General features: G+C 60.4%; 23 protein-coding genes and 1 tRNA gene. 12 read left to right on the forward strand and 12 right to left on the reverse strand.

Features of this window, described 5'->3' with window-relative positions:
• Positions 1 to 115: 115 nt before the first annotated feature.
• Complete coding sequence (locus tag ABH944_RS14205; RefSeq protein ID WP_404607166.1) at positions 116 to 1,273, reverse strand: transglycosylase SLT domain-containing protein; 1,158 nt, start codon at positions 1,271 to 1,273, stop codon at positions 116 to 118.
• Between the two features lie 663 nt (positions 1,274 to 1,936).
• Here ABH944_RS14205 and ABH944_RS14210 point away from each other — a divergent pair.
• From ABH944_RS14210 to ABH944_RS14220, 3 genes are all read left to right on the forward strand, one after another.
• Positions 1,937 to 3,544 carry a UbiD family decarboxylase gene (locus tag ABH944_RS14210; protein ID WP_404607168.1) on the forward strand — a complete coding sequence of 536 codons (1,608 nt, stop codon included), beginning with the start codon at positions 1,937 to 1,939 and terminating at the stop codon, positions 3,542 to 3,544.
• Positions 3,541 to 4,566, forward strand: a complete 1,026-nt coding sequence (locus tag ABH944_RS14215; RefSeq protein WP_404607169.1) for an asparaginase — start codon at positions 3,541 to 3,543, stop codon at positions 4,564 to 4,566. The genes ABH944_RS14210 and ABH944_RS14215 overlap by 4 nt, the downstream gene beginning before the upstream one ends.
• A 109-nt stretch (positions 4,567 to 4,675) precedes the next feature.
• Positions 4,676 to 5,353, forward strand: coding sequence for a LysE family translocator (locus ABH944_RS14220; RefSeq protein ID WP_404607170.1), 678 nt, complete (start codon positions 4,676 to 4,678; stop codon positions 5,351 to 5,353).
• A gap of 18 nt (positions 5,354 to 5,371) precedes the next feature.
• Here the strand turns inward: ABH944_RS14220 and ABH944_RS14225 are convergent, their stop codons facing one another.
• From ABH944_RS14225 to ABH944_RS14235, 3 genes are all read right to left on the reverse strand, one after another.
• Positions 5,372 to 6,337 (reverse strand): threo-3-hydroxy-L-aspartate ammonia-lyase, encoded by a 966-nt coding sequence (locus ABH944_RS14225; RefSeq protein ID WP_404607172.1) that lies wholly within the window; start codon positions 6,335 to 6,337, stop codon positions 5,372 to 5,374.
• Between the two features lie 222 nt (positions 6,338 to 6,559).
• Positions 6,560 to 6,886, reverse strand: coding sequence for a hypothetical protein (locus tag ABH944_RS14230; RefSeq protein WP_404607174.1), 327 nt, complete (start codon positions 6,884 to 6,886; stop codon positions 6,560 to 6,562).
• Between the two features lie 383 nt (positions 6,887 to 7,269).
• Positions 7,270 to 7,431 carry a hypothetical protein gene (locus ABH944_RS14235; RefSeq protein ID WP_165087753.1) on the reverse strand — a complete coding sequence of 54 codons (162 nt, stop codon included), beginning with the start codon at positions 7,429 to 7,431 and terminating at the stop codon, positions 7,270 to 7,272.
• 219 nt (positions 7,432 to 7,650) lie between these two features.
• On the opposite strand from ABH944_RS14235, the gene ABH944_RS14240 reads away from it, so the two are divergent.
• From ABH944_RS14240 to ABH944_RS14255, 4 genes are all read left to right on the forward strand, one after another.
• Positions 7,651 to 8,568 carry a Rossmann-like and DUF2520 domain-containing protein gene (locus ABH944_RS14240; RefSeq protein WP_404607176.1) on the forward strand — a complete coding sequence of 306 codons (918 nt, stop codon included), beginning with the start codon at positions 7,651 to 7,653 and terminating at the stop codon, positions 8,566 to 8,568.
• A gap of 305 nt (positions 8,569 to 8,873) precedes the next feature.
• Positions 8,874 to 9,197, forward strand: coding sequence for an EthD family reductase (locus ABH944_RS14245; RefSeq protein WP_404607177.1), 324 nt, complete (start codon positions 8,874 to 8,876; stop codon positions 9,195 to 9,197).
• Between the two features lie 121 nt (positions 9,198 to 9,318).
• Positions 9,319 to 9,891 carry a YggT family protein gene (locus tag ABH944_RS14250; protein ID WP_404607178.1) on the forward strand — a complete coding sequence of 191 codons (573 nt, stop codon included), beginning with the start codon at positions 9,319 to 9,321 and terminating at the stop codon, positions 9,889 to 9,891.
• 75 nt (positions 9,892 to 9,966) lie between these two features.
• A tRNA-Gly gene (locus tag ABH944_RS14255) sits at positions 9,967 to 10,040 on the forward strand.
• A gap of 138 nt (positions 10,041 to 10,178) precedes the next feature.
• Here ABH944_RS14255 and ABH944_RS14260 read toward each other — a convergent pair.
• From ABH944_RS14260 to ABH944_RS14280, 5 genes are all read right to left on the reverse strand, one after another.
• Positions 10,179 to 10,751 carry a hypothetical protein gene (locus ABH944_RS14260; RefSeq protein WP_404607180.1) on the reverse strand — a complete coding sequence of 191 codons (573 nt, stop codon included), beginning with the start codon at positions 10,749 to 10,751 and terminating at the stop codon, positions 10,179 to 10,181.
• Between the two features lie 28 nt (positions 10,752 to 10,779).
• Positions 10,780 to 12,153 (reverse strand): HdeD family acid-resistance protein, encoded by a 1,374-nt coding sequence (locus ABH944_RS14265; protein ID WP_404607181.1) that lies wholly within the window; start codon positions 12,151 to 12,153, stop codon positions 10,780 to 10,782.
• A gap of 146 nt (positions 12,154 to 12,299) precedes the next feature.
• Positions 12,300 to 12,965 carry an Lnb N-terminal periplasmic domain-containing protein gene (locus tag ABH944_RS14270; RefSeq protein ID WP_404607182.1) on the reverse strand — a complete coding sequence of 222 codons (666 nt, stop codon included), beginning with the start codon at positions 12,963 to 12,965 and terminating at the stop codon, positions 12,300 to 12,302.
• Positions 12,966 to 13,385: 420 nt separating this feature from the next.
• The gene (locus tag ABH944_RS14275) at positions 13,386 to 14,291 is read right to left on the reverse strand and encodes a LysR family transcriptional regulator (RefSeq protein WP_404607184.1); all 906 of its coding nucleotides are present in this window, start codon (positions 14,289 to 14,291) and stop codon (positions 13,386 to 13,388) included.
• A gap of 72 nt (positions 14,292 to 14,363) precedes the next feature.
• Positions 14,364 to 15,137 (reverse strand): SDR family oxidoreductase, encoded by a 774-nt coding sequence (locus ABH944_RS14280; protein ID WP_404607186.1) that lies wholly within the window; start codon positions 15,135 to 15,137, stop codon positions 14,364 to 14,366.
• 833 nt (positions 15,138 to 15,970) lie between these two features.
• Here ABH944_RS14280 and trmB point away from each other — a divergent pair.
• Together trmB and ABH944_RS14290 are read left to right on the forward strand one after the other, a co-directional pair.
• Positions 15,971 to 16,720 (forward strand): tRNA (guanosine(46)-N7)-methyltransferase TrmB, encoded by a 750-nt coding sequence (gene trmB / locus ABH944_RS14285; RefSeq protein WP_404607187.1) that lies wholly within the window; start codon positions 15,971 to 15,973, stop codon positions 16,718 to 16,720.
• Between the two features lie 136 nt (positions 16,721 to 16,856).
• On the forward strand, positions 16,857 to 18,179 hold the full coding sequence (locus tag ABH944_RS14290) for an IS5 family transposase (RefSeq protein WP_404607189.1): 1,323 nt from the start codon (positions 16,857 to 16,859) through the stop codon (positions 18,177 to 18,179).
• Between the two features lie 150 nt (positions 18,180 to 18,329).
• Here the strand turns inward: ABH944_RS14290 and ABH944_RS14295 are convergent, their stop codons facing one another.
• The 3 genes from ABH944_RS14295 to ABH944_RS14305 form a co-directional block, all read right to left on the reverse strand.
• Positions 18,330 to 19,163, reverse strand: coding sequence for an undecaprenyl-diphosphate phosphatase (locus tag ABH944_RS14295; protein ID WP_404607191.1), 834 nt, complete (start codon positions 19,161 to 19,163; stop codon positions 18,330 to 18,332).
• A gap of 79 nt (positions 19,164 to 19,242) precedes the next feature.
• Positions 19,243 to 19,830, reverse strand: coding sequence for a DUF1439 domain-containing protein (locus tag ABH944_RS14300; protein ID WP_404607193.1), 588 nt, complete (start codon positions 19,828 to 19,830; stop codon positions 19,243 to 19,245).
• Between the two features lie 59 nt (positions 19,831 to 19,889).
• On the reverse strand, positions 19,890 to 20,183 hold the full coding sequence (locus ABH944_RS14305) for a YkgJ family cysteine cluster protein (protein ID WP_404607194.1): 294 nt from the start codon (positions 20,181 to 20,183) through the stop codon (positions 19,890 to 19,892).
• Between the two features lie 136 nt (positions 20,184 to 20,319).
• Here ABH944_RS14305 and hemN point away from each other — a divergent pair, with 136 nt between their 5' ends.
• The 3 genes from hemN to ABH944_RS14320 all read left to right on the forward strand — a co-directional run bounded on the left by hemN (position 20,320) and on the right by ABH944_RS14320 (position 26,254).
• Positions 20,320 to 21,705, forward strand: coding sequence for an oxygen-independent coproporphyrinogen III oxidase (hemN, locus tag ABH944_RS14310; RefSeq protein ID WP_404607196.1), 1,386 nt, complete (start codon positions 20,320 to 20,322; stop codon positions 21,703 to 21,705).
• 110 nt (positions 21,706 to 21,815) lie between these two features.
• Positions 21,816 to 23,024, forward strand: coding sequence for an efflux RND transporter periplasmic adaptor subunit (locus ABH944_RS14315; protein ID WP_404607197.1), 1,209 nt, complete (start codon positions 21,816 to 21,818; stop codon positions 23,022 to 23,024).
• Positions 23,025 to 23,038: 14 nt separating this feature from the next.
• Complete coding sequence (locus tag ABH944_RS14320) at positions 23,039 to 26,254, forward strand: efflux RND transporter permease subunit (RefSeq protein ID WP_404607199.1); 3,216 nt, start codon at positions 23,039 to 23,041, stop codon at positions 26,252 to 26,254.
• Positions 26,255 to 26,262: the final 8 nt, after the last annotated feature.

Here is a 26,262-nt window from a genome sequence, read left to right on the forward strand (position 1 = left end):
TCAGGAAAGCAGAAGCAAAAAAGCCGTTCCAACGCGAGTTGGAACGGCTTTTTTGTTTTGCCCGGCGGTGATCAACAACCCGAGCCGCCCTGCTTTTACTTCTAACCCAACGCCTTTAAGCGCCGAACTCCGCCGAAGCCACGTGCTTCGTTTGCGTGTCTGCGTCATCGGTCTCGTTGTGATTACTGACTTGCGGAGCGGACGACTTGGCCGGCGCCGTGATTGCCGGAGCACCGTCAAGCGTCACGTGCACGCGCTTTTCGCCTGTTCCCGAGGTTGACGGCGAAACCGACGCCACGACCTGCTTCGGCGCGGGCTGCGCCGGCGCTTGCGGCGTGTTGATCGGCACATTGCGGCCACGCGCTACATCACGCAGGCGTGCACGTTCGGCCAGCACCTTCGCGCCATAACCACCGTCGTCCTGTGCCGTCGATCCCACGTAGAAGCGCAATCCACCCGCCACCGAACCACCGCGCGCGATGCAATCCTTCAGAACCAGCGCCCCGACCTTGATGTTCGCGAGCGGTTCGAGCGCTGCGTGCGAACCACCGAAGTACTGGAATTTGTCCGAGTGGACCTTCGACATCACCTGCATCAACCCTTGCGCGCCAACACCACTTTCAGCATACGGATTGAAACCCGATTCGATCGCCATGACGGACAGCAGCAACAGCGGATCGAGGCCCACTTCACGGCCGGTATCGAAGGCCGCTTTCACAAGCTCGCTGACCGGTTCCTGCGCCACGTGGTAACGCCGCGCAATGAAGTTGGCCACCAGGTTCTGCTCACGATCCGACACGAGCACACGGTCGTCGCGGGCATCGGCTACCACCCGCTGCGATGAAATCGCGCTGGCGAGCGTCGAAACGGTCGGCAACGTGCGGGGATCGAGTCCATTTGGCGACACGGCGAGACTCAGGCCGCCGGTGAGCTTACGGGTGCTGTCGTCGTCACTGGCTGCGGAGCCAAGCGATATTGGCTCGGCGTTGCGCAGGTCCTCTTCGCGCTGATGACCGATCGCGAAGGGCGGGAAAGGTTGTCCGGAGAGCAACCGGGCCGGGCCGGCTTGTACCGCGGCCGAGACGAGGGGCATGAGTTTGGCGGCGAAAGAGCCACGCCAGGCTGGAAGCAGCCAAAGTGCCAGTGCGGTCACGACAGCAGCACAACCGACCAGACTGAAAACTGTAAGACTCATGTGTTTGGCGCGACGCAGCGTGGCGCGTAGATGAAGCGCCAGGCGAGCGTCGGGACGCCACGACAACCAAGCATTCATTGGATGGATCTCCCAAATTGCATGATTTCTGCAGATGAAAAACCTAAAAACAGGCCCACCACGCAGAAATCGACACCGCCAGCCCTGGGTTAGCCACAAGCGGTATCGGGAAAACGGCACAGACCGTTGGGGAAACCTGACCGGAACATTTCGTTTCCGGGTGCGCGCAGCACGAAGGACATGCCGGGGCGCGCACACAGGTCACCACGCGAAAAACCGGCGAAGAAGAGCGCCGGCAAGAAAACCAAAGCCTCGATTCACCGGACTATTCCGGCGCAGGTGACGCGTCGCGTCGTTTCAAAAGACCTGGGGCACTGGTAAAAAGTTTCAATTGGTGTTGTCAATGCCAAAGGATTCTAGCAGGCTCAAATGATCCGTCAATGCTGGTAAATGTAAAAGCTATTACTTTCAGTAATGATGAACACCGTTCAGAGTGGCTAGAACGGCCTGCCAAGCCACTTTCCAGCGGAATCGCCCTAGTTCCACCATTGTGTGCTCTGACGTACCGACATCAACACAGGTAAAATCGACAATCGCCCGCGCGCGAAAGTTCCCCATCAGGTGCTTGAGCCGCTGCTTGAGCCACTTGCCTGGCCACTACATCAGCCTCTGCCGATCCCTCGCGCAGACCGTCTTTCCCGCAGGCCCCCTTCTCTTTAGCCGATGAAATACAAAGACCTGCGCGACTTCACCGCCCGCCTCGAAACACTGGGCGAGTTGCGCCGCATCAGCCAGCCAGTTTCACCCGTTCTTGAAATGACCGAGCTCTCGGACCGCGTTCTGCGCGCGGGCGGACCGGCCTTGCTGTTCCAGGCGCCGACGGGACACTCCATGCCCGTGCTGGCCAACCTGTTCGGTACACCGAGGCGTGTGGCGCTCGGCATGGGTATCGAAACGGAAGCTCAAGCGGCGGCCGACCCCAGTCTTCTGAGCGATAAAGCCGCGCTCGAGTCGCTGCGCGACGTCGGCCGGTTGTTGTCGGCGCTCAAGGAGCCAGAGCCGCCCAAGGGCCTGAAGGACGCGGGCAAATTGCTGTCGCTGGCGAAAGCCGTCTGGGACATGGCGCCGAAAACCGTCAGTTCACCGCCTTGCCAGGAAATCGTGTGGGAAGGACAGGATGTCGATCTGGCGCGCCTGCCCATTCAGACATGCTGGCCCGGCGACGCCGGTCCGCTCATCACCTGGGGACTCACGGTCACCCGCGGCCCGAACAAGACGCGGCAAAACCTGGGGATCTATCGGCAGCAACTGATCGGACGCAACAAATTGATCATGCGCTGGCTCGCGCACCGGGGCGGCGCGCTGGATTTCCGGGAGTTCGCGCTCGCCAATCCGGGCAAGCCGTATCCGGTGGCGGTCGTGCTTGGCGCCGATCCGGCCACCATTCTCGGCGCTGTCACGCCGGTGCCGGACTCGCTTTCCGAATATCAATTTGCCGGGTTGTTGCGCGGTGCAAGGACCGAGTTGGCGAAATGTCTGACGCCGGGCGTCGATACATTGCAGGTTCCGGCGCGTGCGGAGATCGTGCTCGAAGGCTTCATTTATCCGCAGGACGGCCCTGTTGCGCCACTGCCCGCCGGAGCGCCGCCGCGGCCATCGGCTAGTGCGTCGTCGAAATACGAACACGCGCTCGAAGGCCCGTACGGCGACCACACCGGCTATTACAACGAACAAGAGTGGTTCCCGGTCTTCACCGTAGAGAAGATCACCCTGCGCAGCGACGCGCTCTATCACTCCACGTATACAGGCAAACCGCCCGACGAACCGGCCGTGCTCGGCGTCGCGCTCAACGAAGTGTTCGTGCCACTGCTGCAAAAGCAGTTCACGGAGATCACCGACTTCTATCTGCCGCCCGAAGGCTGCAGTTATCGAATGGCGATCGTGCAGATCAAGAAGAGCTATCCGGGCCATGCGAAGCGCGTGATGTTCGGCGTCTGGAGCTTCCTGCGTCAGTTCATGTATACGAAGTTCATCGTGGTGGTGGACGACGACGTGAACATCCGCGACTGGAAGGAAGTGATCTGGGCGATCACCACGCGCATCGATCCATCCCGCGATACGGTGCTGGTCGATAACACCCCGATCGACTATCTCGATTTCGCGTCGCCGAAAGCGGGGTTGGGATCGAAGATGGGGCTCGACGCCACCAACAAGTGGCCTGGCGAGACCGACCGCGAATGGGGCCGGCCAATTACGATGGACGATGCGGTGAAACGGCGCGTCGACGCGTTGTGGGACGAAATCGGTTTTTCGGGAGGGAAACGTTCATGAAGGTTGCAGCGACCGTTTATCGAGGGGATCTGGTTGAAAACACCCATGCCGCGCACGTGGCGGTTGTCGACGCCGAAGGCCGGTTGATCTACGCGTTCGGCGATCCGTCACGCATGACGCTTGCGCGTTCGGCGGCGAAACCGGCGCAAGCGCTCGCGGTGCTGGAAACGGGCGCACTGGAACGTTTCGGTTTCGACGATGCCGATCTCGCGTTGATATGCGCATCGCATAGCGGCGAGCCGCGCCACATCGAGCGCACGCGCGCCATGCTGGCCAAGGCGCAGGTCACAGAAGCCGAGCTTCGATGCGGCGGCCACGCGCCTTTGTCGGACGCGGTCTGGAAAGAGTGGATCAGGCGCGACTTCACGCCAACCGGCGTATGCAGCAATTGCTCGGGCAAACATGCGGGCATGCTGGCGGGCGCGCAGGCGCTGGGCGCGGCCGTTGCCGACTATCACCTGCCTGAGCATCCGCTGCAGGTTCGGGTGAAACGGACCGTTGCCGAGCTCTGCGATCTGCCGGAAAACGGCGTGCAATGGGCTACTGATGGCTGCAATCTGCCTACTCCGGCGTTCCCGCTGGATCGGCTCGCCCGGCTGTTCATGAAGATGGCGAATGCGGATACCCAGACGACTGACACTGCGCCGCGTTCGCTGGCCCTTGCCCGGATCTATCGCGCGATGACAGCGTATCCCGAACTCGTCGCCGGCGACGGCCGGTTCTGTACCACCTTGATGCAAGCCTTCGACGGCGATCTGGTCGGCAAAGTAGGCGCCGACGCGAGTTACGCGATCGGTGTACGTGCTACCGGCACGCGCGGGCCGCTGGGCATCGCCGTCAAGGTGGAAGACGGCAATACAACCGTGCTTTACGCCATCGTGTCCAATGTGCTCGGGCAACTCGACATCGGCCGCGAAACGCAGCGCGCAAAACTCGCCGCTTATGGAAACCCGCCAATGCGCAACACGATGGGTATCGAGACGGGACGGCTGGCGGTGACCGTACCGCTCGAACGCATTTAGCACGCTAGCGTTGGACCTGCTGCTACCGCGCGCGCCAGCAGCAGGTCCAAAACGAGAAGCCGGGCTCCCCGCTTCGCTCAATACAAAAAGATTAAAAAGGAAAGTCGGGATGCACGTGTTGCCATTGCTGTCTGATGGATTTTTTCTGTCGCTGTCGCTGTGCCTGGATATTGGTATCGCAAACGTCGCGATCATCTCGCTAACGCTTTCCCACGGCTTCAAGCCTGGCATGATGCTCGGCCTGGGCACCTGTTTCGGCGATCTCGTCTACGCGGCGCTCGCGCTCGCAGGCATGGCCGCACTGCTCCAGTTCGATGCCGTGCGCTGGGTCGTCTGGATAGGCGGCGCGATCGTGCTGCTGTTCCTGACCTTCAAAATGGCGCGTGAAGCGCTGTTTCCGGCGTCCGCCCCGCCAGTGGAGGGCGAGCCCGACCTCGTCGCCACGGCACAGCCCTCTCACCTGCGCAGCTTCATGCGCGGCACCCTGCTCGCTGTGTCTTCACCAAGCGCGATCCTCTGGTTTGCCGCCGTGGGCGGCGCACTGATCGCGAAGGCCGGCGCAACGGGCCCGGCGAGCGCTTCAGTGTTTCTGATCGGCTTCTTTTGCGGCGGGCTCGGCTGGACGCTCTTCATCTGCTCGCTCGCCGGCCACGGCCGCAAACGCGCCGGGACGGCATTGCTGCGCGCTTGCCACGTTTTATCGGCGGTGCTGTTCGCGTATTTCGCGTACAGCGTGATCGTCAATGGTTATCACGACCTGATCCTGAACGGCGCGCAGAAGCCATGACGTCATGACGCCACGCGATCAGGCGAGGAATTGAGCTAGCCGCGCCAGGTCGACGTTGCCGCCGCTGACGATTATGCCCACGCGCTTGTCCTTCACCGGCACCACGTTCTGCAACACCGCGGCCGCAGCCAGACAACCCGTGGGCTCGACCACCATCTTCATGCGCTGCGCAAAGAACTTCATGGTCTGCACGAGCTGGTCGTCGCTGACGGTGACGACCCGGTCCACATAGCGCTTCAGGATCGGGAAGTTGTATTCGCCCACATGCGTGGACGCGGCGCCGTCGGCGATTGTGCGCGGCACCTCTATATGAACGATCTCGCCGCGTTCGAGGGATTGCTGGGCGTCGTTACCTGCCTCCGGCTCCACGCCGATCACGGTACATGACGGGCTCAGCTCGGCGGCCGCCAGCGCACACCCGGCGAGCAAGCCTCCGCCGCCGAGGCACACGAACAGATAATCCAGCGGCCCGGTGTCTTCGATGAGTTCCTTCGCCGACGTCCCCTGCCCCGCGATCACATGCGGATGGTCGTAGGGCGGAATCAGCGTCATGCCGCGCTCTTGCGCGAGCCTGGCGGCAATCTCCTCGCGATTTTCGCTGTACCGGTCGTAGGTGATCACTTCGCCGCCATAACCCCGCGTGGCGTCCATCTTCGCGGCCGGTGCATCCTCCGGCATGATGATCGTCGCCTTGATACCGGCGATGCGTGCCGACAGCGCAATTGCCTGCGCGTGATTACCCGATGAAAACGTCAGGACGCCGGCCTGGCGCTGGGACTCGGAGAAATGCGAGATCGCGTTGAACGCACCCCGAAACTTGAATGCGCCCATGCGCTGGAAGTTCTCGCACTTGAAGAACAGACTCGCGCCGGTAAGCTCGTCGGTAGTACGGGAGGTCAACACAGGCGTGCGATGCGCAGCGCAGGCAATATGTTCCGCGGCGTCAGCAACGTCGGCGTAGGTGGGTGCGGGGAGAATTGACATCGGAACTCAAGGGCGGCAGTTGAGAAACCGCTATTGTCCGCGCATCGTGGAGCGTTTGGAAACCTGGCCAAATGGCCAGGTGGCTGAAAAGCGCGGCCGTATCGAGCCCCCGCGTAAACAACCCGCGCAAAACAAGACAGCGCAACCCGGCTCGACGCCGACGTTGCGCTGTTCGCGTTCTCAGGATCGGGTAGCCATCACGCTACCGTGAACTCCCGGACTTTAATGACGCCAACCACCGTAGCCGCCGCGGTATCCGTACCCGCCGTGACGATAACCGTACCCGCCACGGTAATAACCGCCGCGGTAATAAGGATGACCGTAATACCCGCCAACCACAACGGCCGGCGGCCCGTAATAAACGGGCGGCGGCGCATACACAACCGGGCCCGGCGCGTAATAAACGGGCGGCGGCGGTGCCGCGTAGACGGGATAAGCAGGCGCGATCGGCACCCCAATGCCGATACCCACCGAAACGTGCGCTTGGGCGGCGCTCACAAAGCCTACGCCAAGTGCAGCTGCAGCCAGAATCTGGATGATCTTTTTCACTTTTGTTCTCCGCGCCGCGGTCCTGTACACACGACCGGTTACCGCAACGACATGCAATCAATGTAGCTAAAAACCCTGAATCCCACCTTAAGCATTTGTTGCAAATTGCAATATCCACGGCCCTAAAAGTGGGTTTTGTCTGCCGAATTTCAAGCAGCCGGACAGCCGCGCGGGGCTTGGCACAAAGGATTAACGAGACGGATTAAGGGTTTGTTGAGAAAGGTGCCGCCCGCTGCCGTGGCCCGCGACCTTATTCCGAATGTCACCAAAGTAATGATTCATTACACTTTGCTTTAGGCGCCACGAAAATGGAAAACCCCGCAGACCGGGAAGCGTCGAGCGGGGCATCGTCAAACGGTGCTGCTTTTTCAGTCAAACAGCGCTCAGCCGACCTTCACATACGCGAACTCGCGGGTAACGCTGGGTGGCACATAAGCCCCGCTGATCCTGACCCGCGGCGTGAGCCGTTTGCGCTGATCCCACCACTGGCGCCGATGCGTCTGGCTGAGAAAACGCAGGTGTTTCCGATACGCAAAAATACTCATGGCGACCCCCAAACGTTGCAAAACAAGCACTGGCGTACATCGGCCAAAGGACCAACTCCGACTGTTCAGGCCCGAAACGCAAGTTTGCTCGAGCCTCGCAAAACCGTTGGCGGCGGCGCTGCGCGCCGTTTTTATGGCGCCCACGCCGTTGCGCGATACTTCATCTTGCGCCGCAAACGCGAAACCGCGCAGCGCAACATATCCTGTGGAGCAACAACCATGCCTTTTTCAACGACGCCTCGTTTGGGCTTCGTCGGCGCGGGCCGTCTCGCGCGTTGTCTGGCGGCCATCTGGTCCCGCGCGGGCTATCCGGTCACTGCAATAGCGAGCCGATCGGCGGCATCGGCGCGCGAATTTGCGGGCGAATTGCCGGGCTGCCAGATCGCCGACGACGGCAGCGCCGTTGCGCGACATGCCGATATCGTATTTTTAACCGTTCCCGACGACGCCATTGGTGCGACGGCGAACGCTTTGCAACTGGATCAGGCTCGCGCCAGCTCACAGGCGGTGGTGCATTGCAGCGGCGCCACGCCCGTCGATGTCCTCGCCCCGGCTCAGGCGCAGGGTGCGGAGATCGGCGGATTCCATCCGTTGTTCCTGTTTGGCGGCCTGGCGAGTGACCAGACGCGTATTGCGGGCTGCTCGGTCACGATCGAAGCCCGCGGCCCGTTGCACGACACATTGACGGCGCTGGTCCGGGCACTCGGCTGCCATCCGCTATCCATCCCTCCGGGCGGCCGACTGCTGTACCACGCCGCCGCGCACTACGCGGCCAGCTTCGCACTGTGCTCCCTGTCGGAGACGGTGACGCTCTGGAAGGAACTCGGTTTCGACGAAGACGACGCACTGCGCGCGGTCCTGCCGATGCTCGCCGGCACCATCGAAACGGCGCGTGAAAAGGGTTTGCCGGGCGCGCTTGCCGGCCCGGTATCGCGCGGCGATGCGAGCATTGTCGTAAAGCAACTGGCGCTGCTGCAAAACCTGGGCGGCGATCACGCCACGCTTTACGCGCTGCTGTCGCGGCGTGCTGTCGCGCTGGCGAAACGGCGCGCATCGCCACCGCCCGCGCAAGCGCTCGACGCGATGTCGCATGCCATCGAACTCGTGCTGAACGGGACCGCGCCGCGCGACGATTGATTGCCCGATCCGACACCTGTGGCAGGCCGTATGGGGGCACCCGTGTGCCCGCGTACGCCAAGCGGCACAAGGCGCCATCAAGCCATGCTATCGTGATGCCCGGCGCGCCAGTGTGGCAAAGCCGCCGAGGGGTTCGGCCAGCGCGCCGGACGCTGGCAGGAAACTAGAGAACAAGTGTGCAACAAGCGCTCCGAACCACGGTTTGGAGCCTGGTTCAGAACCTGGGCCCGTGCGTTGAACCCAGCGAAGTTGCGGCTTTAGCCGCCACCCTCGACGCCAACCCATTCCAGCTACGAGAACGAACAATGATCAAGGTGAGCTTTTTTTATCCGTATCGCGAGAATGCGCCCTTCGACATCGACTACTACTGCACGAGTCATATGCCCTGGGTGGCCGGCTTGCTCGGCAGCGCATTGAAGGGCTGGTCGGCAGACGCAGGCCTCGCGGGCGGCGCGCCAGGTTCTTCGCCCACGTACATTGCGGCGGGCCACCTGCTGTTCGATTCCGTCGATGCCTTCACGGCCGCGGTCTCGCCACACGCAAAAGCCTTCTCCGCGGACGTAGTTCACTACTACCCTGACGGTGTTCCGCCGGTCGTACAAATCAGCGACGTTCGCGCCAGTAGCTGACCGGCAGTAACGAATTGACGAAGCTGACGAAGCCGGGCGGTTTGCCGTTGCAGCTTTACTTGCCCTCGTGTCACTCCGCGCGGCCATGAGCGCCGCGCTTTTGCCTTGAAAAGGATTTGAGATGTTCGGCGAGATCGCCCGTTTTCTACTCAACACAATCTTCACGCTGTTCGGCGCCGCGCTGCTGCTGCGCGCCTGGATGCAGGTCGTCCGCATGCCCCCGTACAACCCCGTGTCCAACGCGGTGATGCAAGCCACGAACTGGCTCGTCCTGCCGCTGCGCAAGATCCTGCCGACGGCGAAGACCATCGACTGGGCGAGCATTGTCGCGGCGTTCCTTGCGGCGCTGGTGTTCGTGGTCCTGCTGGTTCTGCTCGCGGGTGTCGATCCCGCCGGGCTCGCGGTCATGCTGCCCACGCTGCTGGCGGTCGCGGTGATCACCGTGATCAAGTGGGCGCTGAACCTCATCATCTGGATGACGATCTTGATGGCGTTGCTGTCGTGGCTGAATCCGCAATCCCCGGCCATGCCGTTGCTGTTTCAGCTCACGGCGCCATTCCTGGAACCGCTGCGGCGCGTGTTGCCGCGCATGGGCGGTATCGACTTGTCGCCTATTCTGCTGTTCGTGATCGTTCAGGTACTGCTGATGGTCGTGACGCGGCTGGCCGTGACCATGACCATGTTCGGGGTGTGATTTTCGTGTTCCCATACCCGTCGATCCGGGTAAAGTTGCGGTAGACAGGGTATTCCGCGTAAAATCGCGGTCTCTGCGGGCGTCGTATAATGGTAATACCCTAGCTTCCCAAGCTAGAGCCGTGGGTTCGATTCCCATCGCCCGCTCCAGTTTTAGCTTCCATGGAACTCCGCCGAGTTCCGTAGGCTGTTGTCCACAAAGGGGGTTTCCCCTCGACACTCATCCGGCAAGATCCACCGAAATTCGCCCACCGCCCTTACGCAAACCACAGGGCGATTGCGAGCGCGTTATAAAAACTCGTGGCCGTAAAGCCTGAAAATGTAAGTCAATTGATAGACCACGCTCGCTACGACAAAAACCTCGTGGTAACGCCTGCTTCTGGTTCTGATCGCCACCGCGGATCCCACGATGAAGAGTGCGGCCCGCAGCGCATATTCGGGACCGAGGTGTAAGTAGTATTGCCGCCCCTTCAGGAACGTGTCTTCCAGGTCCAGCGTGAAAATCATGATGAGAAGCCCGAAAAACCAGCGGCGCCGTGAATAGAAATAGTCCTCGTAACCGGTGTAGTCGGCAATTGATTCAGGATACAAAATCGAGCACATCAGATAAATCAGCACTGCATATAAAATCGTAAATAGATAGACCGCGAAGTTCCAGTCCTTGAGTTCGCGCAGCCAGAACTCCCACCACCAGAAATGCAGCACGTACAGGAACATGAACGCGACCCAGCCAAGATGAACCCAGTAGATCTGCTCCTTCTTCGGGTGTTGGATGAGATAAGCAGAACCACGCAGGAGATGGGTCAGTCCCAGACTGATTACCACCCCCACAATAATCCGAACATGCGTATAGACGTCCATATCGTCGATCAGGAATTGCTACCGGCCATCAGCGGGCCACATCCGCATCTTGCTTGCGCCATGTCCTGCGCTGGCGGAACAGCCTACCGACCGCGATCCGGGCCGCCTTCCACCACGCAAAAGGTCGTGGATCCGCAAGCATGCTCAGTGCGCGCGCGTAGTCGAGCGTCAGACCGGGTGTCCACGCCATCGTAACGGCGCGCTTCCTGATCTGGGCCGCGACCCACAATTCCGGCGTGACAAGCACACGCAAAAGACTGCCCCAGCCGGCACGGCTTCCACGCAACCGGCCGACTGCGCCCTCAATGGCTGCCTCGAGCGCATTTGACACAGTGCTTGAGCAATTCCGATGCGTCAGGTTGTACGTGGTATCCCGGCGGAAGCTCTCCCAGAACGCCTGCAGCTTGGCGGGGTCATAGTTCCGGATTCGCACGCGAACTGTTGACGGGCACCACGCCTTCGATTCAGTCGCGTAGTCAGGTTGGAACACGCCAGGAACATCGTTGTCGCTGGTCGCGCGAAGGATGCGTCCAAACTCGTCCGGCGAGCGGTCGATCTCGACGCCCGGATAAAGACTTATATAGACGCCCTCAGGCGATTCAAGCGCTGCGTGCCCGGTGGAAATCGTGCCGTTGACATCGACCGCGGCTATATAACGGTCGACAACCGGATGATGCTGCGCGGGCGCCTTCGATGAACCGGTCGGTGTCCACACGTGTACCGTCAATGCTTGCTCGCTGTCGGCCGGAGGACCATCCCATTCCGTCCGATCAAATTTGCGTTCGTCGCCAGGACCATCGACGTCAGGCAACAATGCAGATCGCCGCGAGCTGCGTAGTGCCGGGTTACTCGCGAGGTGCCGGACACGCGTGGCAAGCGAAATCAGGTTAAGGCCGCCGAAGAGCAGGAACAGGCCGAGGCAATAGGGCAGCGTGCCAACATAGTGTGTCGGATAAGGCTGGTAAAAGAACACTGCTATGAGAATCTCAACGATACCCCACGAGATAGTGACCTTCCATCGGCGGTAACGAACGAGCCAGGCCGAAACGCATTGAAGAAGTCCATCCACCAGGAAGAGCGTGCCGAAAATCATCGACAGAATGAAATTACCGTGGTGATGCCCGGCGAAAATCAAAATGGCGGCGCCCACCACCGCGAAGCCCTTGATGTAACGCAACACACGCTGGCCACCAACGCCGGTCCACGCGACTGCAAGCGTGGCAAGACCTTCCGCCAGGAAGAGCCAGGCAAAGACGGTGATGGGGAAGTAAGACGCCCCGTCCAGGCCATCAACGAAAACGACGAGGCCTGCCACCAGCCAGACCACTCCGATCCAGAAAATGGCGCGCGCTCGCGTACGCAGGTAATCAATGCCCAGCAGGAGCAATACCAGTCGAACCATAGCTTTCCCCGCAATTCCGATGAATCAATAGATATCCGACCTGATGAAGCACAATCTCACCCGCAGAAATGCGCTGTCCTGCAGGAGTGCCGCCGGCATGCCTGTTTGCGCGGAAGATTGATTCGGAGAACCTGCCGGACTCCGTCTCACACCTTTGCAAGATTAAGCGGAGCACGGATTTCCTCCGAAAAAAAATGCCCGATGGACGCGTAAAGCGGTCGTCGGATCGAGCTTCGCTCCTTCAGTGTTTCGAAGGGAAGCGTACGATCAAGCAAACCGAGCTCATAGCCATACCGATCCGCATATCCGCTCAGTAATACCCTCCAGCTATATTGGACATCGGGCGCCACGGCGCGCACGTGACGGAGAATGTTCGTCGTGCAATTGTTGAACAGCGTGTGATAAAACTCCGGCTCTCCATTGAGTGCCTGAACCCGGCGCAAGTAGTCGGCGAACAGCGCCTGGGCAGTCTCCGGCTTGATGTCGGCACGAAAAAGATGAACCCGCTCTTTCCGGACATCGGTTCGCACTCCAAGCAGGTCGCGCTCATCTGCAACCACATACACGAGATCATAAAGAGGCAGGAAGCCTGCATACGGCGAATACCTTTGCCCCTCACGCCGACGCGTCTCGATTGATATAGCCAGATACCGGCCATCCTGAAAACCAAAGCTCAGGAAAACATGGGCAATGGCTTCCGCCGCCCATCTTGATACAACGAGATCAACAGAGCGGACCGAATCAAGTTCGTACGCTGCGTCGTAATAGCCCGGCTCGCAGTCGTCGCGTGTGCGGTACGCAAAATTCCGCACGTTCCTGATTATGGCGCGGGAACTGTGCCATTCAACGCTTGCAGTTTGCGCATACTCTGTAACCCAGACACAGCGACCACGCGCAGAACGGATCATTGACGATAGCAACCTCATGCATCTTTCCGTAGTATCCGAGTACGCCGCCGTCCCTGCAGCGGAAAGGGAGATTCAGCCCTCGTTACAAACATTCCGCAACAAGCGGGGAAAATCCGATCTTTCCCTTATCCGGACTGATCCTCGCTCTACGTAGATCTTAAGATCGCGAACCGGAGAACGACAAGCGAATCGCTTCTCGGTGGACCAAATATTCTAAATCCAAAGAAAGGTGGGATTTTCAAAAATTTACGGCAAATAAAATGAAATTTGAGTCATTAGGCGTCGGGGAGACCTTCTGGAGTGGCCCATCGGAATTATTTCTTATCAGGATTCCAGGCAGGGCTTCAAAATCCCCTCAAACCATTCGATGAATACATTCAGCCTGCGTGAACGCTGCCGCCGGTGCGTATAGAGCACGGAGATTTCCATCGAAGAGGCGCGGAAGGTCGGCATGACTTCGACCAGCTCGCCCATGTCCAACAGATGCTGCACATCAAAACGCGGGATCTGGATAAGCCCCAGTCCCGCCCGGCAGCAGGCAATGTAGCTTTCGGCGTTGTTGACGATGACCCGGCTGGATACTGCCATCTGCTGCTCGCCATTCGCGTCCGGATATTCCCACGCCAGTTCCCGTCCTGTCGTTGCGGACGCGTAGCCGACAGCCCAGTGCCCCTCGGCAAGATCGCCCGGCTGCTCTGGAATACCGAACTCGCGCAGGTACGCGGGACTGGCGCAATTGATCAACGCGATGCGTCCCAGAGGACGCGCCACCAGGCTGCTATCCCGCTGGCTGCCTACCCGCACGACGCAGTCCACAGCCTCGTGCACCAGGTCGATCGCACGGTCGGTCGAACCCAATGCCAATTGGAGGCGGGGATAGCGGCGCAACAAGCCTGGTAGTGCGGGAGCGATCAGCCGGCGGGCAATGCGGCTAGGCACGTCCACACTGAGACGCCCCGAAATCTTGCGCTGGTTGGCATGAAATAGTTGGTCGATGTCCTCCGCGTCGGCGAGAAGCGAACGCACACGCTCCAGCAACTGGACGCCATCCGCAGTCAATCGCACCTGGCGTGTCGTCCGATGCAGCAAGCGCGTACCCATGTTCGATTCGAGCTGCTGGATGGCGGCGGACACTGATGCGCGCGGCAACGCCAACGCATGGGCGGCTTTGATGAAACTGCCCATCTCCGCAACTTGCGTGAACACGCGGTACTGATCGAGTTTGTCCATTCGTCCTTCTGACACGAACCGCGCGCAAGTTGGCTACCCCGCCCGGGCGATGCGGAAAGCGGCCGAGTGGGCTTACTTGGTGGTATAGCCGCCGTTGATCAGGATCGTCTGACCGGTGATCCACCAGCCATCGCTGACAAGGTGGCGAATGAACGGCACCACGTCCTCGATGTCGGTCAGGCCAGTCTTGCTGAATGGCGAGAGCGCCGCGGCCGTCTTATGGTACGCCACCGCATCGGCACCTTCAGCCGGGTAGAAGAAGGGGGTGTCCATCGGGCCTGGACCGACTGCGGTTACTGAAATACCGCGTGCTCCGAATTCCTTCGATGCAGCCCGCGTGAAATGCTCCACGGGTGCCTTGGTGCCGGCATAGGCGGCGTAGAACGGGGTGTATGCACCCAGCAGCGACGTCACCAGGGTGCAGATCTTGCCGTTGTCATTGACGTGCTTGCCCGCTTCCTTCAGGAAGAAGAAGGCGGTTTTCGAATTGACCGCCGTCATCTCGTCGTACTCAGCCTCGGTGATTTCAGTGAACGGCTTCTTCAGCACTTTGCCGACCGTGTTGATCGCAATGTCCGGACGGCCAATAGCCGCAACCGCGTCGGTGAACAGCTTCTCGAGCGCGCCGGCCGTCGTCAGATCAGCCTGGATGGCGACGGCCTTCGCCCCGGCAGCCTCGATGGCCGCAACCGTGGCATCAGCGTCGGCCTTGCTGCCTGCGCTGTTGTAATGGACTGCCACCGCCCGGGCGCCGTGTCCGGCGAGGTCGCGAGCGATCAACCCGCCCAGATTCTTTGCGCCGCCCGCGATAAGGACGGTTTTGCCTTTGATTGAATGGTCTGCCATGTCAGATCTCCTGGACTGTTCGCGGAAATTGGAGTCTAACCGGACCCGGGAGACAGATAAGCCCGCGCCGTCTGGATAGATAGTCCAGAAAAACAAACCAATGGGATCGTGTTCGGCGATTCGGGAGGGTCGCTCCGGTTAGACGCGTCGGTAATCCGGCATTTAAATATTTTATCCAGAAAGTCCCGAAGGATTACTTACAGCCAATCGCTATAATTTTATTAAGCTCCCGAATTTCAGGAGCGCGATCCAAAATAATCAGAGTCATGACGCGTCAATTGAAGACCATAAAACGATGTATTACCGAAAAATCGGATAAGTACGCATAGGCCCCACCGATCACGAGAAACGGACGTATCTGTTTCCTCACATTTTTACTTACGTCCTTGTTGTCCACGTCAACAATAGCAAATCATTCAACATGACAAATGAGCCGGACGGAAACACGTCCCCTACCGTGAGGTGTCACCGAAGCTCCCGCACACGGGATGCAGTGAATATACGGTTTCGATTTTCACTTCAAATGGGACGCATGGTGGAAGAAAGAAGACGTATACATTGGATGGTGGTCATTCATATAACATATTCTGGAACAGTCGTTACCGGGATATCGGTGGAGACGTGGATTAATCTGATTAGTTACTATTTATTGAAAAGATTCCAAGCTGATTATTGCGCAGGACCGTATAGTGGACGGATCATTTTGGGTTGTGCTACCCTACCGCACTCGCTCACAAAAAGCCGCCTTCGAAGGCGGCTTTTTGATTTACAGCAGCGCCAGATAGCTGTCGCGTTTGCCCCAAGTTCCGCTCAACCCAGAACCGCCCTTTCCGATGATCCACCATTCCCCCTCCGACCAAGACGACAAAGCCGAAAGCGACGAAACCGGCGAAGCCAAAGACAGCGGCACGCTTCGTCATCGGCGGATTCGCAGCTTTGTCACGCGTGCGGGGCGGGTATCAACAGGACAGCGTCGTGCGCTCGATGAATTCGGACCACGCTTTGTCGTGCCATTCACGCCGCAACCGCTCGACTGGGACGCTGCATTCGGCCGCACGGCACCGCGTGTGCTGGAGATCGGCTTCGGCATGGGTGCGACAACGGCGGAAATCGCGTCGGCACGCCCCGCTGACGACTTTCTCGGCATCGAAGTGCATGAACCGGGCGTGGGCGCGTTGCTGAAGCTGATCGGCGAACAGGAACTGACGAACATCCGCGTCGTTCAGCACGACGCCGTGGAAGTGCTGGAACACATGATTGCGCCGGACAGCCTCGACGGAGTCCACATCTATTTCCCCGATCCGTGGCACAAGGCGCGTCACCATAAGCGCCGGCTCATCCAGCCGAAGTTCGTTGCGCTGCTTGTTTCGCGGCTCAAGCCGGATGGCTATATCCATCTCGCCACCGACTGGCAGAACTATGCCGAACAGATGCTTGAGGTCTTATCGGCGGAACCTGCGCTGGAAAACACGGCCGGCTCGGACTACGCGCCACGTCCCGATTACCGTCCCGTCACCAAATTCGAGCGCCGCGGATTGAAACTCGGCCACGGTGTGTGGGATCTGGTGTTCAAGCGCCGTTGAACCGCGGCTAAATAGTCCGCCCTGAACAATCGCTGACGCCTTTATTGACGAGCGTTTAAGGGCGAAACCGCATTGCCGGAATTGCAGGATTCGTTCAAATTAGCACTTGAAACCTGCAAATTCTGACGAGGTCCGAATGGGTCCGAAAGCGCGTGTGACAGAGCAAGATTTCTTCCGCCAGCCACTGCTTGAACAGATCAATTTGAAGCATCCTCTGGTGCGTTTGGCCAGTCTGATTGATTGGGCACAGCTGGGCGCAGCGATGAGCGAGAGCTTCGTGTCGCGTGCCGGACGACCGGCGACTTCACCCCGCCTGATCGCAGGGCTGCTTTATTTGCAACACGCGTTCGACCTGTCCGACGAGGAAGTCGTATGGCAGTGGGTCGAGAACCCTTACTGGCAGGTCTTCACCGGCGAGACGTTTCTGCAAACCGAGCCGCCGATCGATCCGTCGAGTCTGACCCGCTGGCGCAAGCGCCTCGGTGAAGCGGGTGTTGAAGAACTGTTGGCGGCGACGATCGAAGCGGCCAAACGTGCCGGCGTGATCAAAGCGTCGAGCGTGAAGCGCGTGATCGTCGACACGACAGTGATGCCAAAGGCAATCGCCCATCCAACTGATTCGCGCTTGCTGGAGCGGTGTCGTGAGCATTTGGTCAAAGCCGCCGCGCGCCACGGGCTCAAGCTCAGACAGAACTACAATCGCGAGGCGCCGCGCCTGGCAGTGCAGATTGGTCGCTATGCGCACGCCAAGCAGTACAAGCGCATGAGGAAGACGTTGCGCACGCTGCGCTCGCGTGTGGGCCGGGTGATGCGCGATGTCGAACGGCAGATCGACCAAGCGTCGGACGCAGGCCGTTCTGCGCTGCTGGAGTTGATTGCCCGTACGAAGCGGATTCTGTCGCAGAAACCCAAGGATAAGAACAAGCTCTACGCGCTGCACGCACCGGAAGTCGAATGTTTGGCCAAAGGAAAGATTCGCACGCCGTATGAATTTGGTGTGAAGGTGTCGATCACGACGACTCACAAGGAAGGGCTGGTAGTCGGAGCGCGCTCGATGCCGGGCAATCCGTACGATGGGCACACGCTGGCTGAGGCTTTGGAGCAGGCGGCAATTCTGAGCGATGTCAGCCCCGAAGTGGCGATCGTGGATCGCGGCTACAAGGGCGTTGCGATCGATGGCGTGAAGATCTACCACCCTGGCTTGAGGCGTGGCATCACGCGTGGACTACGGGCGATGATCCGACGACGCAGCGCGATCGAGCCGGCCATCGGTCACATGAAGACGGATGGCAAACTCGATCGAAACTGGCTCAAGGGCGCACTGGGCGATGCGATGCACGCGGTACTGTGCGGCGCCGGCTACAACCTGCGGATGATCCTCAGGAAGCTGCGGTTTTTTTACGCCCTTTTTTACACTCTTATGCCGGCCTTGTTCTCGAACCCGCCCGCTCACGTGTGACTCTAGCGATTAGACCTGCAGCCGACAAAACCGATTGTTCAGGGCGGACTAAATAATCCGCCGACCCAACACGAAAACAGGCCATTCCAACGCGGGTTGGAATGGCCTGTTTCGTATGCATTTGCGGACTTTTACAGCCGCGCTGAAATATCAGTCCGTCCAACTCAACCCGCCGCTGTACCCGACGATCAGGATCAGCAGCCCAAAACCGATCCGATACCACGCAAACGCCGTGAAATCGTGCGTGGCGACGTAACGCAAGAGCCATCGAATACACACGAAAGCGCTGAGAAACGCAGCCACCAACCCAACCATAAACAAGCCCAGCGAATCGACAGACAGCGTGCGCCACTCTTTCGCGAGCTCGTAAAGCGTAGCGCCGAAAATGATGGGAATGGCCAGGAAGAATGAAAACTCGGTGGCGACTTTACGCTCCAGCCCGAACAACATCCCGCCAATAATGGTCGACCCCGAGCGCGATGTGCCCGGAATCAGCGCGAAACATTGGGCGAGCCCGACTTTGAGGGCATCGGAAAAAGAAAGATCGTCCACCGACGTCACTCTCGGCGCGACATTGCGCTCGCGGTGCCGCGCTTCCGCCCACAAGATCACGACCCCTCCCACGATCAGCGCCACGGAGACCGGCACCGGCGCGAACAACACGGCCTTGATGTGCTTTTCGAACAGCAGGCCGAGCACGACAGCCGGAATGGTCGCAATGATCACGTTCAACGCAAACCGGCGGGCTTTAGGCTGCGTGGGCAACCCGGCCACCACGGAGCCAATCTTGCGCCGGTATTCCCAGACAATCGCCAGGATCGCGCCAAATTGAATCACGACGTCAAAGGTCTTTGCCTGGGCATTTGTGAAATTCAGCAGGCTGCCGGCAACAATCAGGTGTCCCGTGCTCGATACCGGCAAAAACTCGGTCAAACCCTCCACCACACCCAGAATCAGCGCTTTGCAAAACAGAATCCAGTCCATCACTCCGTCCTTTTGGCACAGTTTGGCTGTCGCCAGCCAATTGTTCAGGCGCGCGCGTACTGGACTTCATCGGGAAAATTTACTTCTCGACGATCTGCACGCGTATGCCGTTTGTAAGGACGGTGATTGTACCGGGTTCGTAGTTAACACCGGCAAACTGTAATTGTTCTGGCTTGAATGTGTAGATGGGGTAACGGTCCAGGAACTGCGTCGCCATGACCGCGCCGACCGCGTTGATCTGCTGGTTGTATTGCGCAGCCTCGCCGGAGACCTGGGCATCGTCGACAGTCGGCGACATCAGAACGACCGAGTGGCTGGGTGCGTCGTAAGTAAGTTGACTGGAAAGCGTAAATATTCCGGTGACCGGATTCGGCATGAACGGCGTGGCCAGCCGTGCGTCCAGCCGCACGGTGATCCGGTTGCGGTCGGGCGCGAGGCCCACCAGCGGATTGCTCAGCGTGACATCGAAGATCTGCGAGGCCCGACGCTCCAGCGGAAACTTGCGCTGCACTGCGTCCTGGACTTGCGCCTGGCTGAACGTGTAGTGATCGGGGATGAACGGAAATATCGAAGCGGCGCATCCCTGGGTTCCCAGCGCCACCGCGCCTGCGCCGCCAACGGCAGCGAGCAGGAACCGGCGCCGCTTCGGCGCAACGGCTTGAGTCATGCGAAATTCTCCAGTGACTTGAACTTGAATTTGAAACAGAGCGGTGAGCGTTCGACCGGCTAGACGCGCTCAGGTTGCGTATCGATCTCGAGTTGCGTGAGCCAGGCCAGCGCGTAAGTCCGCGTGTCGCCGCACATGGACTCCGATGGCTGCAAACCCGAGCAGCAGGCCGGCCTGCGCGGATCGCCGAAAATCGCACAGCGCAGATCCGCCCCTAGCTGGACGCAACGCACGCCAGCCGGTTTGCCGTCGGGCATGCCGGGAATCGCGCTCGAAATGGACGGCGCGATACAGCATGCGCCGCAGCTTTCGCGGCACGCGTGGGCAGAGTTCGGATCGTGGACAGTGGACATCGGTTCGGGCTGTTCGGGCACATTTGACGCGAGAGGCAACCCGACATTGTGCCACTGCGCGGCTGCGGCGTTATCACGCAAGAACCGGGGAAACGTGTCGGCTAGACTCGGACCACCCTCTTCAAGTCTGTCCACAATGTCCCTCTTCCGCCCCGATCTGCTCACTAAATACGACGCGGCCGGTCCGCGCTACACGTCGTACCCAACCGCCGTTCAATTCACGGACACCTTCGATCCTGCCCATTACCATCGGGCGGCGGCAGACCCGGGTGCGGCATCGGCGGATCTTTCGCTCTACTTCCATATCCCATTCTGCGACACCGTCTGCTTCTATTGCGGCTGTAACAAGATCGCTACGAAAAACCGTTCGCACGCACGCCCGTATCTTGACCGGCTGAAACGGGAGATCATCCTGCAAGCGGCTTGTTTCGATACCGCCCGGCCCGTCTCGCAATTGCATTGGGGCGGCGGTACACCCACGTTTTTGTCGCACGATGAGATGGCCGAGTTGATGGCCGCGACCGCCAGGTCGTTTCGTTTGCTGCCCGACGCTCAGGCGGAATATTCAATCGAAGTCGATCCGCGCGAGGCATCGGCGGAAACCATCGGCGTATTGCGCGAGCTGGGTTTCAACCGGCTGAGCTTCGGCGTGCAGGACTTTGATCTGCGCGTGCAGCAAGCGATCAACCGCGTGCAACCGCTCGAGATGACGCAAACGGTGATGTCGGCGGCACGAACCGAAGGGTTCAAGTCGGTCAGCGTCGACCTGATCTATGGCTTGCCGCATCAGAGCGTGGAGAGTTTCAGCCGAACACTCGACACCATTATCACGCTCGCGCCCGACCGGCTTTCGGTGTTCGGCTATGCGCATATGCCGGGCGTTTTCAAGATGCAGCGGCAGATCGACGAAACCACGTTGCCCTCGCCGGGCGTGCGTCTGGCGATCCTCGAACGGGTTATCGAGAAACTGACCGAGGCAGGTTACGTGTACATCGGGATGGATCATTTCGCTCTGCCCCACGATGAACTCGCCGTTGCGCAGCGAGCCGGGACGCTTCATCGCAACTTTCAGGGCTACAGCACGCAGGCGGATTGCGATCTGATCGGGTTGGGGGTTTCTTCTATCGGCAAAGTCGGCGATGTCTACGCGCAGAACGCCAAGGACATGACCGGTTATGCCGCTGCGGTCGATCGTGGCGAGCTGGCTATTGCGCGCGGGGTCCGGCTGAGCGCCGACGATCGGCTGCGACGCGACATCATCACCGGAATCATGTGTCAGTTTTCACTGCGCTTCGACGCCATGGAAGCGGCTTATGGGATTCGTTTCCGCGAGGCTTTCGCGGGTGAGCTGGAGCGGTTGAAACCGCTTGAATCCGATGGGCTGGTTCACGTGACGCACGATGGGATCGAGGTGCTTCCCGCCGGGCGCCTGCTCGTGCGCAACGTGGCGATGATCTTCGATCAGTATCTGGCCGGTACCCTCGCCGGTAACACCCAGCAGCGGTTTTCGCGGACGATTTGATCGCATGCGTCAAGCTTGGGGCGGCCCTCTATACGGCCTCCCGCAACTTTGACGCCCGCCAGCCGTAAATGCGCTATCGTGCGGCGTGCTTTCAGATCCGCTCACTCGCAATGCATTCATCAAGAAAACGAAACATCCTCATCGCAGTAATCATTGTGGTCATCGTGCTGGCGCTCAGCATCGCACACACACTCAGGAAACGGACAAGCGTCACCGTCCCGGCATCAGCATCAGCGTCGACTCCGTCCTCAGCGGACGAGTCCGTCATTGAATTCACGCCCGGCGACCTTTCCAGCCTCACGCGCCACACACTGTCTGAAACGCTGCCGCTCACTGGATCACTTCGCGCCGTCACACAGGCCGCTGTCAAAGCGAAAGTAGCCGGCTCGGCGCTCGACGTGCGGGCGCGTGAAGGCGATACCGTCAAAGCCGGACAAATACTCGCGACCATCGACGCTCGCGACTACACCGCGCGCGCCGAGCAATCACGCGGACAAATGGCCGCGATGGCCGGCCAGTTAGATATCGCGAAACAAACGCTCGAGAACAACCGCGTGCTGGTCGAAAAAGGCTTCATCTCGAAAAATGCCTTCGATACCGCCCAAAGCCAGTACGCCATCGCCGCCGCCAATCTTGCCGCGGCCCGGGCGGCGCTGGCGTCGTCGAATCTGTCGGTGGCGGACACCGTCGTGCGTGCACCGTTCGGCGGCCAGATCGCATCGCGCAGCATTGAACCCGGCGAACGGGTGGCCGTCGACAGCAAATTGTTCGACGTCGTCGACCTGACCCAGCTCGAACTCGAAGCCCCGGTGCCGGTCGGGGAAATCGGCCGCGTACGGATCGGCCAGACCGTTTCCATTCGCTTCGACGGCATCGATGCGCCCATCGCCGCCACGGTCACGCGCATCAATCCGGCAGCGCAACCAGGCTCGCGCTCGATCATGATTTATATCCAGGTGCCCAATCCGGCCACGACACTGCGGATCGGCATGTTCGGCACGGGCAGCCTGACCGTAGGCAGTACGCCGAATGCGCTGGTGGTGCCGGCATCGTCAGTGCGCACGGACGGCCCAAGCCACAGCGTCTACGCAATCTCCGGCGGCAAGCTCGTCGAAGTACCCGTCACCACGGCCGCAACGGGCGAAGCCGACGGCGCGAGCTGGACCCAGCTCGTCGATCCCCCGCTCAAGGAAGGCCAGCAGGTCGTGAAAAATAACCTCGGAGCGCTGCGTGTAGGCAGCGTCGTGCGCATGACAGGACAAGCCGCCGCGGCTCCGGCGGCTGGGTCTGCAGCGACGGCTGCGGCCACTACTCAATAGCGGAGCCGCAAGCCATGTGGTTCACGCGCGTCAGCATCAATAACCCCGTATTCGCCGCCATGATGATGGCGGCGTTTCTCGTGATCGGACTGTTCTCGTACGAGCGCCTGAAGGTCGATCAGTTTCCGGATATCGCCTTTCCCGTGGTCGTTGTCCAGACGGCGTATCCGGGGGCATCGCCGGAATCGGTCGAATCCGACGTCACTCGCAAGATCGAGGAAGCGGTCAACACGATCAGCGGTATCGACGAAATTTCATCGCACTCCTACGACGCGTTGTCGGTCGTGATCGTCCAGTTCGATCTCTCGACGAACGTCATGCAGGCCGCGCAGGACGTCCGCGACAAGGTCGCGCTGATCCGGCCCGATCTGCGCGACGGCGTGAAGGAACCGCGCGTGCTGCGTTATGACCCGGCCGACATGCCGATCGTCACGGTTGCCGTGTCCAACGCGCCGGGCGCAGCCCTGAGCACGCGCGACCTCACGACTGCCGCCGACCAGATCGTACGCAAGCGCCTGGAAACGGTGCGCGGCGTGGGCTCGGTCAGCATTGTGGGCGGCGTGAAGCGGCAGGTCCGGATCGATGTCAGCCCGGACAAGCTGCAGGCGCTTTCGGTTGGCGTGGATCAGGTGATCCGTGCCGTGCAGAACGAAAATCAGGAGATTCCGGCGGGGCCGCTGACGTCGGCCGGCGTTGAACAGACGGTGCAGGTCAAGGGCCGTTTCCAGACACCCGATGACTTCAAACGCATCATTGTCGCGCGCCGCGGCACGTCCAATGCCGCGCATCCCGTCACGCTGGATCAAGTGGCGCAAGTAGTCGACGGGCAGGAAGAGCCCGACAGCATGGCACTACTGAACGGCAACCGCGCACTGTTTTTATCGGTGGTCAAGGCGCAGGGGGAAAACACGGTCGACGTGGCGCATGGCATCCGGGCGGAGGTCGAGGCGCTGCGAAAAGCGCTGCCGCCAGGCGTCAAGCTCGACATCACCGACGACTCGTCGCTCGATACCGAAAACAGCGTGAACGAAGTCAAGGGCACGCTGCTCGAGGGCGCGCTGCTGACCATCGCGATCGTGTTCCTGTTCCTCGGCTCGTGGCGCAGCACCGTGATCACCGGACTCACGCTGCCGATCGCGTTGATCGGCACGTTCGCGTTCATGTACGCGGCCGGGTTCACGATCAACGTCATCACGCTGATGGCGTTGTCGCTGTGCGTGGGTTTGCTGATCGACGACGCGATCGTGGTGCGCGAAAACATCGTCCGGCATGTTCAGCTTGGTTCGGACCACCGCACCGCTGCCCTCGATGGCACGAAGGAAATCGCTCTGGCCGTGCTCGCCACGACGTTTTCGATCGTTGCCGTATTCCTGCCGGTGGGGTTCATGAGCGGGATCATTGGCCGGTTCTTTCACCAGTTCGGCGTGACGGTCGCGGCCGCGGTGCTGATCTCGATGTTCGTGTCGTTCACGCTGGACCCCATGCTCTCGTCGATCTGGCCCGATCCCACGCTGCACGTTCGCGGCACAAGCCATCTCACACGTTTGCTGGCCTTCTTCGAACGCGGCGTAGAACGGCTCGCGCGGTTCTACCAGCGGCTGCTCGGCTGGTCGCTCAGGCATCGCATCATCACCCTCTCGGTCGCGTTCTCGACCTTTGTGGGCAGCCTGTTCCTCGTACCGCTGATCGGCACTGAATTCATACCGAATGCCGACTTCTCCACCACGCAAATTGGCTTGAACACGCCGGTTGGAACCTCACTGGAAGCGACCGCCGACAAAGTCCGGCAGGTTGAAGCGGCGCTCGCGCAATTCCCCGAAGTCCGCTACAGCTACGCAACGATCAACTCCGGCAACGCGCAAGGGAAAAACAAGGCGCAGATCACCGTGCGCCTGAAAGAACGCCGCGAACGCACCCGCGGCGTGCAGGAGCTGAATCAGGTATTCCGCACGCGCCTGCAGAGCATTGCCGGGATCGTGGTGACTGAAATCGGCATGTCAGACGGGGCCGGGTCAAGCAAGGCCGTGCAGTTCAGCCTGCAAGGCGACAACCTGGGCGAACTCAGGCGTCTCTCTGCAGAGGCGCAGCAGCGCTTGCGGAAGATTCCCGGCCTGGTTGACCTGGACGCGAGCCTGAAGGACGACAAACCCATTGTCGCCATCGACGTCCGGCGCGAACTCGCGTCAGACCTCGGTGTGGGCGTAGCCGAAGTCGGCCAGGCACTGCGCCCGCTGCTGTCAGGTGACGCCATCAGCACATGGCGTGCGCCCGACGATCAGGATTACGACGTGAGCGTGCGTTTGCCCTCGGAGCAGCGCCGCAACGTAGACGACCTGTCAAAGCTGATGATCACCACCAGCCGTACCGACGCCAACGGCGCGCCGCTGCTCGTGCCCCTGCGCCAGGTTGCCGCCATTACCGAAACCACCGGACCGGACGTGATCGGGCGACGGGATTTGTCGCGGGAAGTCGAGATTTCGGCGAACGTCATGGACCGCTCGTCAGGCGAAGTGGCCGCCGACGTGAAGAAGACGCTCGACGAGATGCGCCTACCCGCTGGGTACCGCTACAGCTTCGGCGGCTCGACCAAGAGCATGAACGAGTCGTTCATCTACGCGGTCGAGGCGCTCGCGCTCGCCGTGATCTTCATCTACATGATCCTCGCGTCGCAATTCGGCAGCTTCCTGCAGCCGCTCGCGATCATGACGGCCTTACCGCTGACGCTGGTGGGCGTGTTGCTCGCGTTGCTGCTGTTCGGCAGCACGGTCAACATGTTTTCGATCATCGGCTTCATCATGCTGATGGGCCTTGTCACGAAGAACGCAATCCTGCTGGTCGACTTCGCGAATCAGGCGCGGCGCGGCACCCTGCTCGACGCGTCGGGCAAAGGCCACCCGATGACCCGTACCGACGCGTTGCTGGAAGCAGCACGCGTCAGGCTGCGGCCAATCCTGATGACCACGCTCGCGATGATCTTCGGCATGCTGCCGCTTGCGCTGGGCCTGGGCGAAGGCGGCGAACAACGCGGCCCGCTGGGCCAGACGGTGATTGGCGGCGTGATCACCTCGTCTTTATTGACGCTGGTGGTCGTGCCGGTGGCGTACACGGTCCTGGATGATTTCGGCGCGTGGGTAACCAGGAAATGGCGGCGCGGTGCAAAGGAAAAGATGCCCATTGCGCCCCCCGAACATTCTCGCAGTGTTCCCGCCGAGGTGGACCGCGTGCCTTGATGCGATTA

This window comes from Caballeronia udeis, from assembly GCF_044909315.1.
GTDB lineage: Bacteria > Pseudomonadota > Gammaproteobacteria > Burkholderiales > Burkholderiaceae > Caballeronia > Caballeronia udeis_A.

Bases quoted from the DNA above. Each gene is read 5' to 3' on its own strand.
- ABH944_RS14205 (WP_404607166.1), bottom strand. From the start codon at position 1,273: ATGAATGCTTGGTTGTCGTGGCGTCCCGACGCTCGCCTGGCGCTTCAT.
- ABH944_RS14210 (WP_404607168.1), top strand. From the start codon at position 1,937: ATGAAATACAAAGACCTGCGCGACTTCACCGCCCGCCTCGAAACACTG.
- ABH944_RS14215 (WP_404607169.1), top strand. From the start codon at position 3,541: ATGAAGGTTGCAGCGACCGTTTATCGAGGGGATCTGGTTGAAAACACC.
- ABH944_RS14220 (WP_404607170.1), top strand. From the start codon at position 4,676: ATGCACGTGTTGCCATTGCTGTCTGATGGATTTTTTCTGTCGCTGTCG.
- ABH944_RS14225 (WP_404607172.1), bottom strand. From the start codon at position 6,337: ATGTCAATTCTCCCCGCACCCACCTACGCCGACGTTGCTGACGCCGCG.
- ABH944_RS14235 (WP_165087753.1), bottom strand. From the start codon at position 7,431: ATGAGTATTTTTGCGTATCGGAAACACCTGCGTTTTCTCAGCCAGACG.
- ABH944_RS14240 (WP_404607176.1), top strand. From the start codon at position 7,651: ATGCCTTTTTCAACGACGCCTCGTTTGGGCTTCGTCGGCGCGGGCCGT.
- ABH944_RS14245 (WP_404607177.1), top strand. From the start codon at position 8,874: ATGATCAAGGTGAGCTTTTTTTATCCGTATCGCGAGAATGCGCCCTTC.
- ABH944_RS14250 (WP_404607178.1), top strand. From the start codon at position 9,319: ATGTTCGGCGAGATCGCCCGTTTTCTACTCAACACAATCTTCACGCTG.
- ABH944_RS14260 (WP_404607180.1), bottom strand. From the start codon at position 10,751: ATGGACGTCTATACGCATGTTCGGATTATTGTGGGGGTGGTAATCAGT.
- ABH944_RS14265 (WP_404607181.1), bottom strand. From the start codon at position 12,153: ATGGTTCGACTGGTATTGCTCCTGCTGGGCATTGATTACCTGCGTACG.
- ABH944_RS14275 (WP_404607184.1), bottom strand. From the start codon at position 14,291: ATGGACAAACTCGATCAGTACCGCGTGTTCACGCAAGTTGCGGAGATG.
- ABH944_RS14280 (WP_404607186.1), bottom strand. From the start codon at position 15,137: ATGGCAGACCATTCAATCAAAGGCAAAACCGTCCTTATCGCGGGCGGC.
- trmB (WP_404607187.1), top strand. From the start codon at position 15,971: ATGATCCACCATTCCCCCTCCGACCAAGACGACAAAGCCGAAAGCGAC.
- ABH944_RS14290 (WP_404607189.1), top strand. From the start codon at position 16,857: ATGGGTCCGAAAGCGCGTGTGACAGAGCAAGATTTCTTCCGCCAGCCA.
- ABH944_RS14295 (WP_404607191.1), bottom strand. From the start codon at position 19,163: ATGGACTGGATTCTGTTTTGCAAAGCGCTGATTCTGGGTGTGGTGGAG.
- ABH944_RS14300 (WP_404607193.1), bottom strand. From the start codon at position 19,830: ATGACTCAAGCCGTTGCGCCGAAGCGGCGCCGGTTCCTGCTCGCTGCC.
- ABH944_RS14305 (WP_404607194.1), bottom strand. From the start codon at position 20,183: ATGTCCACTGTCCACGATCCGAACTCTGCCCACGCGTGCCGCGAAAGC.
- hemN (WP_404607196.1), top strand. From the start codon at position 20,320: ATGTCCCTCTTCCGCCCCGATCTGCTCACTAAATACGACGCGGCCGGT.
- ABH944_RS14315 (WP_404607197.1), top strand. From the start codon at position 21,816: ATGCATTCATCAAGAAAACGAAACATCCTCATCGCAGTAATCATTGTG.
- ABH944_RS14320 (WP_404607199.1), top strand. From the start codon at position 23,039: ATGTGGTTCACGCGCGTCAGCATCAATAACCCCGTATTCGCCGCCATG.